The sequence below is a fragment of the Loktanella sp. IMCC34160 genome, assembly GCF_004145845.1.
In the GTDB taxonomy this organism is placed as follows: domain Bacteria; phylum Pseudomonadota; class Alphaproteobacteria; order Rhodobacterales; family Rhodobacteraceae; genus SELP01.
Genome location: NZ_SELP01000008.1, coordinates 1 through 15253 on the forward strand (window position 1 = coordinate 1; position 15253 = coordinate 15253).

General features: G+C 60.8%; 19 protein-coding genes. 6 read left to right on the forward strand and 13 right to left on the reverse strand.

Annotated features, from left to right (window positions below; genetic code table 11):
• Positions 1-231: FAD-binding protein (locus tag EU803_RS16910; RefSeq protein ID WP_207209236.1), on the forward strand; the 231-nt coding region annotated here is incomplete at its 5' end.
• On the opposite strand, the gene EU803_RS16915 is transcribed toward EU803_RS16910, so the two are convergent.
• A complete protein-coding gene (locus tag EU803_RS16915; RefSeq protein WP_129685029.1) occupies positions 223-1224 on the reverse strand; it encodes a LacI family DNA-binding transcriptional regulator in 1002 nt (333 codons plus the stop codon). The genes EU803_RS16910 and EU803_RS16915 overlap by 9 nt on opposite strands.
• Positions 1225-1331: 107 nt before the next feature.
• Between EU803_RS16915 and EU803_RS16920 the strand changes: the two genes are divergently transcribed.
• From EU803_RS16920 to ugpC, 4 genes are all read left to right on the forward strand, one after another.
• Positions 1332-2585 (forward strand): ABC transporter substrate-binding protein, encoded by a 1254-nt coding sequence (locus EU803_RS16920; protein ID WP_129685032.1) that lies wholly within the window; start codon positions 1332-1334, stop codon positions 2583-2585.
• A 100-nt stretch (positions 2586-2685) separates the two neighbouring features.
• Positions 2686-3579 carry a sugar ABC transporter permease gene (locus EU803_RS16925; protein WP_129685034.1) on the forward strand — a complete coding sequence of 298 codons (894 nt, stop codon included), beginning with the start codon at positions 2686-2688 and terminating at the stop codon, positions 3577-3579.
• Positions 3579-4460: a carbohydrate ABC transporter permease gene (locus tag EU803_RS16930; protein WP_129685036.1), complete on the forward strand. Its 882-nt coding sequence runs from the start codon at positions 3579-3581 to the stop codon at positions 4458-4460. Before EU803_RS16925 ends, EU803_RS16930 begins: the two co-directional genes overlap by 1 nt.
• A gap of 4 nt (positions 4461-4464) precedes the next feature.
• Positions 4465-5574, forward strand: a complete 1110-nt coding sequence (ugpC, locus tag EU803_RS16935; RefSeq protein WP_129685038.1) for a sn-glycerol-3-phosphate ABC transporter ATP-binding protein UgpC — start codon at positions 4465-4467, stop codon at positions 5572-5574.
• Positions 5575-5620: 46 nt separating this feature from the next.
• Here ugpC and EU803_RS16940 read toward each other — a convergent pair whose 3' ends face one another.
• The 12 genes from EU803_RS16940 to EU803_RS16995 all read right to left on the reverse strand — a co-directional run bounded on the left by EU803_RS16940 (position 5621) and on the right by EU803_RS16995 (position 14491).
• Positions 5621-6649, reverse strand: a complete 1029-nt coding sequence (locus EU803_RS16940; RefSeq protein ID WP_165352889.1) for a Hint domain-containing protein — start codon at positions 6647-6649, stop codon at positions 5621-5623.
• A gap of 578 nt (positions 6650-7227) precedes the next feature.
• Positions 7228-7836, reverse strand: coding sequence for a glutathione S-transferase N-terminal domain-containing protein (locus EU803_RS16945; protein ID WP_129685042.1), 609 nt, complete (start codon positions 7834-7836; stop codon positions 7228-7230).
• A 12-nt stretch (positions 7837-7848) separates the two neighbouring features.
• The gene (locus EU803_RS16950) at positions 7849-8841 is read right to left on the reverse strand and encodes an aldehyde reductase (protein WP_129685044.1); all 993 of its coding nucleotides are present in this window, start codon (positions 8839-8841) and stop codon (positions 7849-7851) included.
• Positions 8841-9380: a TetR/AcrR family transcriptional regulator gene (locus EU803_RS16955; RefSeq protein ID WP_129685046.1), complete on the reverse strand. Its 540-nt coding sequence runs from the start codon at positions 9378-9380 to the stop codon at positions 8841-8843. Before EU803_RS16955 ends, EU803_RS16950 begins: the two co-directional genes overlap by 1 nt.
• Positions 9381-9536: 156 nt before the next feature.
• Positions 9537-10436 carry a transglutaminase family protein gene (locus EU803_RS16960; RefSeq protein WP_129685047.1) on the reverse strand — a complete coding sequence of 300 codons (900 nt, stop codon included), beginning with the start codon at positions 10434-10436 and terminating at the stop codon, positions 9537-9539.
• Positions 10437-10693: 257 nt separating this feature from the next.
• Positions 10694-11227, reverse strand: coding sequence for a hypothetical protein (locus EU803_RS16965; RefSeq protein ID WP_129685049.1), 534 nt, complete (start codon positions 11225-11227; stop codon positions 10694-10696).
• A gap of 76 nt (positions 11228-11303) precedes the next feature.
• Positions 11304-11483 carry a hypothetical protein gene (locus tag EU803_RS16970; RefSeq protein WP_129685051.1) on the reverse strand — a complete coding sequence of 60 codons (180 nt, stop codon included), beginning with the start codon at positions 11481-11483 and terminating at the stop codon, positions 11304-11306.
• A gap of 90 nt (positions 11484-11573) precedes the next feature.
• Positions 11574-12380 (reverse strand): transglutaminase family protein, encoded by an 807-nt coding sequence (locus EU803_RS16975; RefSeq protein WP_129685053.1) that lies wholly within the window; start codon positions 12378-12380, stop codon positions 11574-11576.
• A 34-nt stretch (positions 12381-12414) separates the two neighbouring features.
• Positions 12415-13314 carry a hypothetical protein gene (locus EU803_RS16980; RefSeq protein WP_129685056.1) on the reverse strand — a complete coding sequence of 300 codons (900 nt, stop codon included), beginning with the start codon at positions 13312-13314 and terminating at the stop codon, positions 12415-12417.
• The gene (locus tag EU803_RS16985; RefSeq protein ID WP_242494402.1) at positions 13311-13778 is read right to left on the reverse strand and encodes a hypothetical protein; all 468 of its coding nucleotides are present in this window, start codon (positions 13776-13778) and stop codon (positions 13311-13313) included. The genes EU803_RS16980 and EU803_RS16985 overlap by 4 nt, the downstream gene beginning before the upstream one ends.
• A 57-nt stretch (positions 13779-13835) precedes the next feature.
• Positions 13836-14180: a hypothetical protein gene (locus EU803_RS16990; RefSeq protein WP_129685060.1), complete on the reverse strand. Its 345-nt coding sequence runs from the start codon at positions 14178-14180 to the stop codon at positions 13836-13838.
• Positions 14177-14491, reverse strand: coding sequence for a hypothetical protein (locus tag EU803_RS16995; protein WP_242494403.1), 315 nt, complete (start codon positions 14489-14491; stop codon positions 14177-14179). Before EU803_RS16995 ends, EU803_RS16990 begins: the two co-directional genes overlap by 4 nt.
• Before the next feature lie 227 nt (positions 14492-14718).
• Between EU803_RS16995 and EU803_RS17000 the strand changes: the two genes are divergently transcribed.
• Positions 14719-15180 (forward strand): hypothetical protein, encoded by a 462-nt coding sequence (locus EU803_RS17000; protein ID WP_129685062.1) that lies wholly within the window; start codon positions 14719-14721, stop codon positions 15178-15180.
• The last annotated feature ends 73 nt before the right edge of the window (positions 15181-15253 follow it).

Here is a 15253-nt window from a genome sequence, read left to right on the forward strand (position 1 = left end):
TTCGCCCCGAACGACTGGCAGGTCGGCCAGACCGGCAAGGTCGTGGCCCCCGACCTCTACGTCGCCGTCGGCATCTCGGGCGCGATCCAGCACCTCGCGGGCATGAAGGACAGCAAGATCATCGTCGTGATCAACAAGGACGAAGAAGCCCCGATCTTCCAGGTCGCCGACTACGGCCTCGTCGCAGACCTCTTCACCGCCATCCCAGAACTGGTCGAAAAGCTAGGGTAGATAGGGCGGGGCGAGGATCTGCAGGTTTCGCGGAGTCTCGCCCGCCATCAACCTTATCAGCGCCGTGGTAATCTGCCGCCCGGCCTGAACGATGTCTTCGCCTATGATCATCGGGCGGGGCCGGAAGTAATTGAAGACCGATGAGGTCTGCTTCACGACCAGAGGCAGGTCGCGACCAAGGTCGTTGAGGACCGCATGGGCCGCCATCGCCGAGACTTCGCCGGGGCAAATGAGCCCGTCAGGCGGGGCGTCGCCGAGAAGCCAGCCCCGCAACTTGTCATGCAGAATATCCGCGTCGTCATTCAGGTCGAAGCCCGGCGATAGCAGGCCGGTCAGACCCTCCTGCGCGATGGCAAGGTCAAACCCCTCCATCATGAAGCGGTGGTAGGTATAGGCCGGGCTGGGCGGGACCAGCCCGATCCGCGTTGCCCCCTGCCGGGCCAGCATGCGAACGGCCCGATCCGCGAAGTCCCTGTTGTCGTAGTCGTACCAGGCGTGGTCGTCGAAATTCGTCCGGCCGTGAGTGATGAAGGGAAATCTTGCCTTGCGCAGGAAGTGGACGCGCGCGTCATCAGGTTCCGTCCGCGCAAAGATCAGCCCGTCGGCAAGTCGGTTGCGAACGATGTAGTCGATCGGGGCGACGGGATCTTCGCCCAGCTGATACTGCATGATCGTCAGGTGATAGGGGGTCTGCCGGACCACCTCGGCGATCCCCGCGATCATCGAGGCGCCAAACCCCAAAAGTTCGCTGTGTGGGTCGAGCACAAGACTGATGACATTGGTTTTTCCGGTGCGCAGCCGTTGCGCCGCGCGGTCCGGCACATAGCCGAGTTCCAGAGCGGCTTTGCGGACCTTTCGCCGGGTCTGTTCGGCAATCCGTTCATCCCCGGCCAGTGCCTTTGACACCGTGGTCACGGCAAGTCCGGTGGCGCGCGCAATCGTGCGCTGCGTGGGCTTGGCGGAGCCCAGGAAAGGGGCGGCGTCTTTTGTCATCGCAATGGGTCCGGTCTGGGAAAGCCAAATGTTGGGCTTGACTCGAATCCAAGATTATAACGTTATAACTAAGTAACCAAACGGTTCGTTACAAATGGGAGGAAACCATGACGACCAAGAAAGCAAGATTGCTGGGGGCGGTTGCCTTTGGCGTATTTGGTGCAACGGCGGCATTGGCCGATGACGTGGAAGTTCTGCACTGGTGGACATCCGGCGGAGAGGCCGCGGCGCTGAACGTTCTGAAGGACGACCTGCAGGGGCAGGGGATCGGCTGGAACGACATGCCCGTCGCCGGGGGCGGCGGTGAATCCGCCATGACCACTCTTCGCGCCCGGGTGACTGCGGGCAACCCGCCGACTGCCGTGCAGATGCTTGGCTTCGACATTCAGGACTGGGCTGCCGAAGGTGCCCTAGGCAACCTTGACGATGTCGCGGCGGCCGAGGGTTGGGACGCCGTAGTGCCCGCCGCGCTGCAAGCCTTTGCCAAGTATGACGGGCATTGGATTTCCGCCCCCGTGAACGTCCATTCCACCAACTGGGTCTGGGCCAACAAGTCCATCCTTGACGAGTTGGGCATTGCTCAGCCCGCCACCTGGGACGACTTCGTCGCCGCGATGGAGGCCGTCGAAGCCTCTGGCCGGGTCGCGCTCGCCCACGGCGGTCAGGCGTGGCAGGAAGCAACCATGTTCGACGGTGTCGTCCTCTCGGCCGGTGGACCGGAGTTCTACAAGGCCGCCTTTGTCGATCTCGACCCCGAAGCATTGGGGTCCGACACGATGGTCGAAGCCTTCCGCCGGATGGAGACCCTGCGCAGCCATGTCGACGACAACTTCTCGGGCCGCGACTGGAACCTGGCCTCGGCCATGGTGATCAATGGCGAAGCAGCCTTCCAGATCATGGGCGACTGGGCAAAGGGCGAATTCCTGAACGCCGGTCAGGTCCCGGGCGAGGACTTCCTTTGCTTCCGTGTTCCCGGCTCGGAAGGGACGGTGACCTTCAACTCCGACCAGTTCGCCATGTTCAACGTGACCGATGACGGCGCGCGTGCCGCACAGGGCGCGATGGCGGCCTCGATCATGTCGCCCTCGTTCCAGTCGGCCTTCAACGTGGTCAAGGGGTCGGTCCCGGCCCGGACCGACGTGCCCAACGACGCCTTCGACGCTTGTGGCAAGCAAGGGATGGCTGAACTGGCCGCAGCGGCGGACGCCGGCACCCTTCTGGGGTCGATGGCCCATGGTCACGCCAACCGCGCCGCGGTCAAGAACGCCATCTATGATGTCGTGACGGCCCATTTCAACGGCGAGTTCGACGCGACCACCGCAGCGGAAGAGCTGGTGAACGCGGTCGAATCCGCGATGTAACACGGCCTGGCGGGGGCGCGGCTGTGGTCGTGCCCCCGCTCTGTCCTGCGCATGTTCAGGACGGCAAACACGCCTATAGTCATCAAAGAATGGGGGCAGCATGTCGACACTTCAGACAGCGGATTTTCGGACACGTCTTCAGGACCTGATCCCGAAATTGGTCCTATCCCCATCCGTGGCCGCGATCTTGGTATTCGTCTATGGGTTCATTGCCTTCACGGTCTACCTCAGCTTCACCGATTCCAAGATGCTGCCCAGCTATGATTGGGTCGGGTTGGAAAACTACGCCCGGCTTTGGGGGCTGCGTCATTGGCACACCGCGATCATCAACCTGGGGATCTTCGCCCTTCTCTATATCCTGATCTGCACGGCGATCGGCCTACTTCTGGCGATCTTCCTTGATCAGAAGATCCGTGGCGAAGGCATGCTGCGGCCCATTTATCTTTATCCGATGGCCCTGTCCTTCATCGTCACCGGGACCGCGTGGAAGTGGTTCTTGGACCCCGGGATCGGGCTGGAACACACCATGCACCTCTGGGGCTGGGAAAGCTTCAGCTTTGGCTGGATCAAGGACCGCGAAATGGCGATCTATACGGTGGTGATCGCGGCGGTCTGGCAGACAAGCGGCTTTGTCATGGCGATGTTCCTTGCCGGGCTGCGCGGGATCGACAACGAGATACTCAAGGCGGCACAGATCGACGGGGCGTCGAACTGGTCGCTGTACCGTCGCATCGTCATTCCGCTGCTGCGGCCAGCCTTCCTGTCGGCCTTCGTCATCCTGTCCCACCTCGCGGTTAAATCCTATGACCTTGTCATTGCCCTGACGGGCGGCGGACCGGGCCGGGCCACGGAATTGCCCGCGACCTTCATGTATTCCTACACCTTTACCCGCAATTCGATGGGGATCGGGGCATCATCGGCGGTGATCATGCTGATGACCATCGCGGCGATCATGACCCCTTACCTTTATGCGGAACTGAAGGAGAAACGCTGATGTCGGCCGTCTCTCAGGATACCGCGGTGCGGACCGGGCGACTGACCCGGACCTTCATCTACCTCGTTCTGCTGCTTTTCGCGCTGTTCTACCTGCTGCCCTTCTTCGTCATGGCGGTGAATTCGGTGAAACCACTGTCGGAAATCACCGGCGGTAACATGATGGCACTGCCCGAGAACTGGACCCTGGATCCCTGGCGGGCGGCATGGTCCACGGCACAGATCGGGGTAGAGCCGACGGGCCTGCGTCCCTACTTCCTCAACTCGTTGCTGATGGTCGTTCCGGCGGTCGCTATTTCGACCGTTCTTGGCGCGTTGAACGGCTATGTGCTGACAAAATGGCGGTTCCGGGGCGACAACATCCTGTTCGGGCTGATGTTGTTTTCCTGCTTCATCCCGTTTCAGATCGTGTTGATCCCGATGGCGCGGATGCTGGGGCTGATGGGACTGGCCGGTTCGACGCCAGGGCTGGTTCTGGTGCATGTGGTCTATGGTTTGGGGTTCACCACGCTGTATTTCCGCAACTACTACGCCGCTTTCCCGACCGAGCTTGTCCGGGCCGCGATGATCGACGGGGCCGGGTTTTTCCGCATCTTCTGGCGGATCCTTTTGCCGGTGTCCGGGCCGATCGCGGTGGTGTCGGTCATCTGGCAATTTACGAACATCTGGAACGATTTCCTGTTCGGGGCCTCCTTTGCCGACCTCGATTCAATGCCGATGACGGTTGCGCTCAACAACCTCGTCAGCTCCTCCACCGGCGTGAAGGAATACAACGTCCACTTTGCCGGGGCGATCCTTGCCGCAATTCCAACCCTGCTCGTCTACATCGTGGCCGGACGATACTTCGTTCGCGGCCTGATGGCGGGCTCTGTGAAGGGGTAGACCCATGGGGTTTCTCGATATCAACAACGTCACAAAATCCTATGGCAGCGTCGAGGTGCTGCATAAGGTCGATATTTCCGTGGAAGAGGGTGAATTTCTGGTCCTCGTCGGCCCATCGGGTTGCGGAAAGTCCACCCTTCTGAACATGATCGCGGGCCTGGAAGGGATCACCAGCGGCGAGATTTCAATCAACGGTCGCGTGGTCAACGGGGTCCATCCGTCAAAACGAAATATCGCGATGGTGTTCCAAAGCTATGCGCTCTACCCCAATATGACGGTTGGCCAGAACATGACCTTCGGGCTTGAAATGCATGGCGTGCCAAAGCCCGAACGGGACAAGGCGCTCAGGGATGTTGCGGCACTGCTTCAGATCGAACAGCTTCTGGATCGTCGTCCGGGCCAACTGTCCGGTGGCCAGCGGCAGCGGGTTGCGATGGGCCGCGCGTTGGTGCGCAACCCCGATGTCTTCCTGTTTGACGAACCCCTGTCGAACCTTGATGCCAAGCTGCGGGTCGACATGCGCACAGAGATCAAGAAACTGCATGAGAAACTGAAGACCACCGTCGTCTATGTCACCCATGACCAGATCGAGGCCCTGACCCTGTCGACCCGGATCGCGGTGATGAATGGCGGTTACATCCAACAATTGGGAACGCCTCAGGACATCTACGACAACCCGGCGAACATCTTCGTCGCAACCTTCATGGGTTCGCCGTCGATGAACCTTGTTCCGGGGCGGATCTCGGCCGGTGAGGGCGGGATGTCCGTGGTGCTTGGCGCCGGTGGACCGGGTGAGGCGGTGCTTGATCTGGGCGCCGCGGGTCTTGCTGCGGCGGATGGTCAACAGGTGATCATGGGGGTCCGGCCCGAGGCGCTGTCGGATCGCGCCGCGCTTGGGTCCCAAGCGCGTCATATCGCGGATGTGCCTGCCACGGTCGAGGTGGTCGAACCGGCGGGGGCGGACACCTTTGTCACTGTCCGGATCGGCGAGACAGAGGTGGTCAGCAGAATGGGCGCGAATTCCCGTCTTCGCCCGGGCGAGGAAATCACCCTGTCGCTGGACATGGACAAGGTTGTCTTCTTCGATCCGAAAACGGAGCAGCGGATCATCTGACCCGGACGGTTCAGATGATCTCGTCTGCCGACTTGGTCACTCCAATCTAGGCTGATTGCGGATGCACTGACGGGTTGGTGCGTTTCGGTGGATAGGACTGGGACCCGCCCTTGCTGTCCAGATCCGCCACGGCTTTCGACAAGATGCCAGCGGCGGCCAACCGCTCCTCCGTCCAGACGGGGGCACGGATCAATGCGGTCAGTTCGCCCTTGCCCGGACGCAGGAAGCGGCGTGCAGGCGCAAAGCCCGAACCGCTTCGCAGCACGACCTTCCGGACGGCATCCCGGTCTGCGCTGGTCAGGGTGCGAAGGGCCTGTTTGCCGGGATAGAGGCTTTCGGTCGGCGCACCGGCGGAAAGGATCACCTCGTGATGATCGAACAACATATGGACGTAAGTCGCTGACCGCAGCCCGCGCATCTGGCGCACCTTCGGCAGGTGGGTCAATGACTTGGCAGGCACCAAAACCCCCTCTGGATGATTGGGATGCGGGACGAGAATTCTGTGTTGCGGTGAGACGACCAAATCCCGGTTCGGAAGCCCCATTCCAAGGGCCCCCCGGCCAATCAGGATCGGCTTGCCCTTATGCGGCGCGCCATCCCAGTTCTGATCGGACCGGTGCACCCATTTCAGCGGCTGGAAACCGCGATCAACAGTCATGACAAGATCCCCGGGCCGCAGCGTTTCGGCCCACACCTCGCCCTGCGCGGTCAGGATAGGGGTACCTGCCGAAAAGCACACGAAATCAGTCGCGACCCGGTCCGCGAACATCCACGAGGGATCGGAACTGATCGAGTCGATCGTGATGCTCTCAATCGGAGCGGCCCCCAGCGTCGCAACATCCGGATTGTTGGTATATTCGGGAACAAGATAAAGATTGCCGTCCGTATCCTGTATCAGCGACACGCTCGCCGTCGCATCCGGGGTCCCGTCGGCATAGTGGATGGTGACGTTGTAGATCACCACCGTGTCGAAGGTCTGCGGCGGCCCCCCGTCGATACTGAAGGTGTCATTCGCGACGGAATTGTCCTTGTCATAGGCCGCTGGGTCGACTGACGATGTGTCAACCGGGCTCATGACATGCTGTGAACCATAGGCCAGGGGAGACTCGGCCGAACCAAATGTCATCCCGAGGAGCGAGGACGCATTCTCGCTGACGGTGTTGCCCTCGGTCGGGTCAAGCGCCGCTACGTTTCCAAGAAAGAGAACTTCATACGTCGTCGCCACAGTGGTGCTTTCCCGGTGGGCTGGTTCGCACCGGACTGTAGCGGCACCAGGTAAAGGCCGGGTGAATGACTGATTTCTTCCCCACTGCAGGCAGTTCGCGCTGCCAGCGAGATGGCCGGTTGTGTTGTTGTAGGTCTATTCCGTCCGCGTCGGTGGAATGGACCGTCGATTTCTCAAGAATCCGCAGTTTGGCGCGGTTCGTGCCGACCCACCCGAGCCGCCGGCCCCGCAATCAAGGTTCGAACCAGATTTTGGCGTCAGGGCATGACCCTACGCCCGCTCGCTTTCATTCGGACGGCCACCCGAAGTGGCCAGTCACCCCGGCGTGAGCGCGCAGCCTAGCATCGGGTGCTGCGTCCTGCGGCGTCGCGATAACGTTGACCTTCCGCCCGGCACGGCTTGGTGCTTGGCGGAAGGGATCGGTCCGTTCACCGGGGTGACAACGAGATGGCACGGGCCGTGGCGGGGCGGGCGACGTTGCGGGCGATCCAGGCTTGAACGTTCGCGCAGGCGTTCAGCCGATCATCATTCATATAGGCCGACATGCCCGCCCAGGGGGCCGCCGCCATATCCGCGATGGAATAGTCCCCGGCGATGTAATCGCGCCCCTCAAGCTGCTTGTCGAGCACCCGGAACAGGCGCACGACCTCGTCCATATACCGGGTCTCGGCATAGGGCACCTTCTCGGTCAGCCCTCGGAAATGGTTGGCCTGTCCCATCATCGGCCCCAATCCGCCCATCTGCCAATGCAGCCATTGGGTGATCTCTGCGCGCTCCCGAAGCGTTTCGCCACCAAATCTCCCGGATTTCTCCGCCAGATATTGGAGGATTGCGCCAGACTCCATCAGGCTGATCCCGGTGTCGTGGTCGACAATCGCCGGAATTCTGCCGTTTGGCGCGATGCCGAGGTAATCCGGCTGATGCTGTTCGCCGGCCCCGATGTTTACCCAAGTGATGTCGTATTCAAGCGCCATTTCCTCAAGCGCGATTGCGACCTTGTAGCCGTTGGGCGTTCCCCAAAGATATGCGGTGATCATGATGGCGGGCCTTTATTTCGAAAACTGACGAATGCTTTCGGCAGACGCGATCAGAGCGTCCTCTGCCGGGATGAATTTGAACCCAAAGGCGCGCTCTGCCTTGGCACCGGAAACCGCGAGGTTGCGGCCCAGATTGGCAAGGATGGGTTTGAGATCGGGCACAAATCGGCCCAGAATACGCACCAGCCATTGCGGCAACGCGCGGGTCGGAGCTTTGGTGCTCGCGTCCCAATTCTTCAGGATGCGGCCCATTTCAACGAATTGCAGCGTATCGGTGGACGCGGCAAAGCGCTCGCCCTTGGCAGTCTCAAGATCAATCGCCGCCACATGCATCCGCGCCACGTCGCGCACATCGACAAGCACCAAATTCATCGGCGGTGCCATCGGAACTTTGCCGGTGATCATCTGCTCGACGATTTCCAGCGATGTGCCATAATGCGCGTCCATGCTGGGGCCAAACACGCCGCCGGGGTTGATGGTGGTCAGCTCCATCTGCGGGTTCTCCGCCACAAAGTCCCAGGCGGCTTTCTCCGCCATGGTCTTGGAGGCCTCATAAGCGCCAACCGACGGGTCATTGACATCGGTCCAGTTCGCTTCGGTCGAGGGCGCGGTCTTGGGTTTGGAGGCATCTTTGTAGATTGCCGCGCAAGACGAGGTCAGGATCACCCGCTTGATCCCCACGGCTTTGGCCGCTTTGAGCGCGCGCAGGGTGCCGTCCACCGCCGGGCGGATCAGGGTCTCGGGGTCTTTGGGTTCGCCCAGCGGAAAGGGCGAGGCCGTATGCATCAACACATCGCAGCCTGCCATGGCGGTTTCCCAACCCTCATCTTTCGTCAGATCAAGAAAGGCAAATTCAAGAGCCGCACCCGGAAACAGCGCCTCGATCTCGGCTTTGCGCCGCTCAGAACGAACCGACGCCCGCACGTCGTACCCTTTCTCAAGCAGCTCCCGCAGGATGTGTTTGGCGATGAAACCGGAGGCGCCGGTGACGAAAACTTTGGTCATTAATCTAGTCCAATCGTGTTGCAGAGCATGTCGAAGGCGAGGTCTTCACCCGCGCCGGTCAGGTTGTGTGCGATGACAAGGTCGATCTGGGTGAAGATCAGATCACTTATGAAATTGACGCTCGGGCCGCGGATCGCACCGGTCTCAAACGCCTCTAGCAATGGCGCGCCGTAGGGCGCGGCCTGCGCGTCGACCTCCGATTTGACTTGCGGGCTGGCAAGTCCTGAATCTTTCAGCAGATGCATAACCCGATGATCGTCGGGCGCGTGGCGGGCCCAGCCCAGATAGGCGTCCCAGTTTGCCCGCATCATGGCACGATCAAGATTGCGCCCGGCAGGGTTGGGCCAGACCGCCAACATGTCGCTTTTGGTTTTGCGGTAGATCGCGTCGATCAGATCCTGTTTCGTCGCAAAGGCATTGAACAGTGTTCCGTTGGACACGCCTGCCGCCTTGGCAATGCGGGCTGTCGGCACGCTGACGCCTTCGGTCAAGAACAGCGAGATCGCGGCCGCGATGATTTGCTTTTGTCGTTCAGTCATGAGGGTCGATATAGGTAGAGTGACTAGTCAGTCAATGTTTGGGCAAGAAATATTTTCAGAGACCGCGATCTGTTGCCCGTGTCGTTTGAGGAGCAAGACAGGCCCTGCCGGACAAGCCGAAGGGTGACCTCGCCACACCCCATGGGCCAAGTCGGTTCATTCAATCGCCATTGCAGCCGCCTGATCGCGTGTCGCAAGCCGCAACGTAACCCCGACCGCAAGATCGGAAAGCGCCCCCGGTCCCCCTGAAAAACTTCCAGAAACCGGTACGATGTGATGAATGTCGCGACCTACCGCGACTGGGATGAGGTTCTGTGACCCGACGCTGCGGTTCGTTGGATCGAATGCGATCCATCCAGCGCCGGGGACAAAGATCTCGACCCAAGCGTGGGTAGACCCTGAACCTGCCGACCCGACGAGGCTCATTTCGGGATCGGACAGATAGCCCGAGACGATGCGGGCTCCGAAGCCAAGCCTGCGGACCGCCTCGGCAAGCAGCACCGCGAAATCGCGGCAGGAGCCCCATCCCCGGTCGAGTGTCTGGATCGGTGATTGGGTGCCCTCGTCATCGCGACTCTGATAAGAAATCTGTGAGAACACGCCATCGCTGATGTCCTTCAACAATGACAACGTGTCGGTCGGGCGCTGCATGACGAACCCGTCAATCCATCGGGCAAATTTGCCATCGACGTCGCCGTATTGCGGCACCGTCAACGCCCCCAGATCGGTCCATTCATCGGAGTCATAGACAAAGGGGTAGCGGGTGGCCGAAGCCGCGATGGCAAAGACCGGCCAGGCTGGCGCGGTCAGTTCAACGCTGGCGCGGCTTTCGATCAACAGATGATCCGTCGGGCCATCAAAGACGGCCGTCGCGACGGCGTTCCCGGCCACATCATGCGCCCAAGTGAATGTCGCCATCGGAGAAATGGACAGCGTATACTTGTACAGCCGCAGTTCCCGGGTTTCTCGGGGACGCAGCATCATCCTGTGCGGACCGAGGGATACGGTGTGACGGTATCTGTAGGTTGTGGTGTGAACGATATCGAGACAGGCCAAAATGATGTTCCGGTTGGGGTCAGGGAAGACAGCGCGCGCCTGTGGCGATCATCTGCGACGCGATGCGCCCGGGCTCACGGGCGCGGCGTTCCGCCAGGCGCTCGACCCCTTGCAGCGTCGGCAGATCCGCTCTCCAAAACCTTCGCTCCAGAACGTGGTTGCGCATCGCAGGCATTGGCGTTCTTGGGAAACGTCACCCAAGGCCTTTGGGGTCGCCATATCCGGGTCTTCAGTTTCGGCAACGGACCTATCGGCCATCACAATTTTCCCGTCGCCGAGTGGGCGCGCGACGGTGACGGCGAGCCCGGTCGAAACGGCATGCCTTCATTTTCGGCGCGCCGGATTGATTCTTCGTCCTGCCTCTTTTGGGTGGCCGGCTTCGGCTTCGGGGTTGCCAGGTCAAGATCGGCCGTCTCCTGCCCGGAGTAGAGATTTCGCAGATGCGCCTCGGAAACACCGTCGGCCTTCATCACGAGGCGGATCATCGGATCAGCCAACATCTCCTCAAGGAAGAAGTCGGACAAAGCCCTGCCAGTCAGCTTATCCCTGGCGCGGGCATGGTCCAGATCGGCAAGGGAAACGGTAAGCGTCCTCGCAAGTCCGGGATGCGATGCCCGAGGATGAAGCTTTACCAGAACCGAGGCTTTCCAGGCTGCGGGATCATGCTGATCGGGGGGTGAAACCAACTCCGTTTCAAGTTCGTACTCTCCCGCCGGAAGCGTCTCGGCAAAGCCCGAAACGGTGAACGGGCGGGAAAAAACCGCAATGGTCTTGCTGGTCATGTCATCCATTTGCGTGATCCTCTCGTGTCATGCAGCAGATCGTCCGCGCCCTCTTCCGAAAAGGGGGGCGCGGTCTGTTCAATGCTCAAGACGTCTTGGATGTCGCTGGCGCTTCCTTGTCAGCGGCCTTGGGCTCGGTTTCCTTGGCAGGGGTCTTCGTGGTTGCCGCAGGCTTCGGCGTCATTGCGGCCGCAGCGCGGTTCGTCAGGTCCTTGAAGGACATGTCATCAATCCTTTGATTGGCCAGTGCCAACTCCTTGTCCATGCCGGACCAGGATGCTTGGCACTGGTACTGTCTATATGGGGATTGGTGGCCCCATTTACGATGGCACGTCAAAAAGGAAACCGAGGTCTGTCAGGCCATTTCATCGGTCCAGACTTCGAATTCCGTCAAAGTGTTCTGGCCGAACGTCTGGGTCAGCGGGACATCGGCGGCATCGCGGCCGCGCGCGATCAGAAGTCTTGCAAACCGTGGCGTGTTGTTGCGCGGGTCGAACATGTGCCATTCCCCCGAAAGGAACACCTCAATCCACGCGGCGAAGTCCCCGGGTGGATGCGGCAGTGGTTCACCGATGTCGCTCAGATATCCGGTGCAATAGCGGGCCGGAATGTTCATGCAGCGGCACAAAGCGATGGCAAGATGGGCGAAGTCGCGGCAGACGCCCTGTCGCTCGGCCATGGCCTGCGATGCCGTGCGTGTCGCCTTTGCCTGCATATAGTCAAAGCGGATACGCCCGTGCACGAAATCACAGATCGCCTGGACGCGCGACCACCCGGGTTTCGTGGTTTCGAAAAGGTGCCATGCCTCCTCGGACAGAAGGTCGGTATCACAATACCGGCTACCCTGCAGAAACACGAGAGTTTCGAACGGCAGGTCCTGAACTGCGTGCTGCTGTGCATCTGGGGAAGTGGGATCAGGCCGACCCGTGTCGCGAAAGATGCCATCCGTGGACAGCACGAAGTCACCCGCCGGGGCCACCATACGCGTGCACCAGTTGCCAAAGCCATCCCTGTAACTTTCGAGAGGCACGCTTGGCGACGTCGTGAGGTAGTCGGCGCGTTCCAGATCGCCAAAGCGTGCATAGTGGACATTCAGCATCGCGATCAGTGGCGTCGGCTGCGGGAAGCTGTATCGCAGACGACACCCGATACTGACGCGCATGCCGGACTTGCGGCCGGGCTGTGTCTTGTCCCGACTATCTTGCAAGGATGCACGCCCCATCAGAAAGCTGGAAGCCTTGATTGCAGCTCCATCGGTTGCCGGATCGGTCGAAAAAGGCGTTCTTTGGCAGATCAATCGCGACACATGCGCCGCTCAGGGGCTCGTATCCACGCTCGCAGCTCCAGCCCGGTCCATTGGATGACTGGTCAAGAAAGGCATTCGCCGGCAGGATGATGGCGTCGCACCGGTCGTTAACCTTGACGAAGCCTCTCTCGCAGACCCAGGCGGCGCCATAGGTGGCGTTGGTCAGATATGCGTTCGCGGGCACGGCAATCGGCGTGCATTTCACACCAACGGCCGAATAGCCGCGATTGCAGGCCCATTCGGTGCCAGAGCTTTCTTCCGTCAGATAGGCAAATTCGGGCAGAACGATGGGCACACATGCGTCGCGCACTTGCCGAAAACCGCGTTCGCATTGCCAATCAAAGCCGGAAGACCGGAGGAAGGCGTTGTCGGGTACCGGGATGGGATCGCAGGAGGTCCCGCTCACTTCCTCAAACCCACGGTCGCATTCCCACCCCGTCCCGTAGGAGCGCCCGGTTGGGTATGCGTGTTCGGGAATATCCAGCGCAAGGCAGTCGGCGCCTTCTACCCGGTAGCCAAGATCGCAGACCCAGCCACTACCGTAACTGCGCGGTTGGGCGTTTGTCGGCATCGGACCAATGCCATCCTGCGCATAGGCAGGGAACGCGACGGCTGCGATCAGACCGGCGATGGCGATCAGTCTCGCCAGAGGATGTCTCGTTACCTCTTGTTGCGTGGGCGGATGTTGTGGCGGCAACCTGCTTGAAACCGACCTAATTTGCGTGCCGTCGCCGTCGGCGATTTGGATGGATGCCTCCTTCGGGGCTACCGGATCTGTGCTACAGGTCATCGCAGGGACAACTTGTGAAGGGCGGCGGCGGCAAGGGCATGTTCCTTTGTGTGGTAGTCGCCGCGAAACTTGCCATCGACCCTCACCTCCCAGATTCCGTTTCGCGCGCCGACCCGAACCCGGTCCTTGCGGGCAGGTCGCTCTTGCAAGTGGCCCGGTCGTTCAGGACCATTCGGGTGCACGGGTTTCTTGGCGGTCACGTCTATCTCCTTCACCTTGGGGACTTGCCCTTCTCCGAGAAGCATCACCGCGCGAATGAATTCTTCCGCGTAGTCATCTGTCTCGCGGTGGTCATGTTCGTGTCGGGCCATCGTCATCGGCTCGACGAACCGTTCTTGAAGGTGGTCGACGAAACGCGGTTCGGTCCGGGCCATGTAAGCGATCAAGGCCTGCAGGACCCGTTCATGGGCCAGCACGCGTCGTTCGAGATCGGTCGATTCCGCGGCCGGAATCGCTTGGGTCATTGTACCTGTCATGACCTGAACCGCACCTCGCAAATCGTTGTGGATTGTTCGACCCGCCTAAAGTTCAAGTTCGGCGAGGCAGGCCTGCGCGATGTCGCGGTTTGGGGTGTCGGTTCCGGGCATGGTCGACCAACCCGCCTCCATGAGCGCATTGCGACGCTGATAGGTCGATGCGGCCCGGATCGTTTCCATCTTGGCCGCGCGTGCCGGGTCCGAACGCGCCATGTCGAGGCACACCGGCACCATGGATGCGACGACGTTGTCGCGAGACATCGCCATCGCTCTGTCATTCGAGGTGCTGCCGGTCACCCAGCCGCCCCAGGTGAAACCAACCACGCCGACAAAGACCGCGCCAATCACGGCGCCATAAAGTCCGGGCTTGAGCCATTCGGGAGTGTTCATCTTGTATCCTCCTGCGGAGAAAGCGCCGCTTCGCTATGATTGTTTGCTTCTGATGTTTCCGCGTCCCGGCGCAGCGCCTCTGTCAGGTCGCTCTCGGTTGTCGCGCGGTTCTCACTTCGTCCCGCATGAGCGGCCCTGCCGCGCACCGTGATAAAGGTCGCTGTCCGCCTGTAGGCCTCAAAGCTCAGCCCTCTGAGCAACTCCTCTTCAATGAGGACCTCATATGTGCCTGCAGGCAAATCGCCGGGGTATCCCGGCAAAGTGAACGGGTTTGAAAACGTGACCGTCGATCTGATTGATCGCATGTTCATTTCTGGCCTCCGTTAATGTCAGTTCCGTCGCCCACTCCTGGTGCCTGTCGCTTCGAGACCGGCAGACCAGTTGAACGATTTATTCCATTGTAGGCAGGGAACGTCCGACCGGTGCTGACGCATGTTAGCCCCGGGGCACCGCTTGCGACCTTTACTGGGGCTGTCGCCCGCACTGACCTGTGTAAGGGCGACATGACCGGCCTGCCCGTATCCTTTGGGAAACAGGGATGATCTGCATTCCTGCAACCTTGAAAGGATTGGCAATGGCCGACCCAAGTGTACTCAACCCGCACCCGCCTGAATTTGATCGGTTTCTCTATGCCTCCGTCGGCAAAGACCGGAATGGTTATGCCGTGACCGTGCTCTCCACGCTCGCGCGGCTTGGTCTCGATCCATGGAACGAAACCGCTGAATTGGTCACCTTAGGGGGCGACGCAGCACGTGCGCGATTGGGGTCCCTGCTTGCCCGATCTCGGGACGTTCCAGCACTTGCCCGCAATCACGGCCGGGTTGCACGAGACCTGAGCCAGTTGCTTCCTGAAGGCCCGACGTCAGGTGCCCTGCAGCGCGCCGCCTCGACGGCTGGCGAAGGTCGCTCGATCCCGAGTGGAGTGATCCTGACGGTGCTGGCGGTTCTCTATGTGGTCTTTCAGATCTTCATGGCTGTTAGGTCGGGGTCGGGCGAATGACTTTCTCAACCACGACTACACGGAAACCGGCACATGCCGCCCACGACTCTGGCAGGTTATCTCCAGATGAACA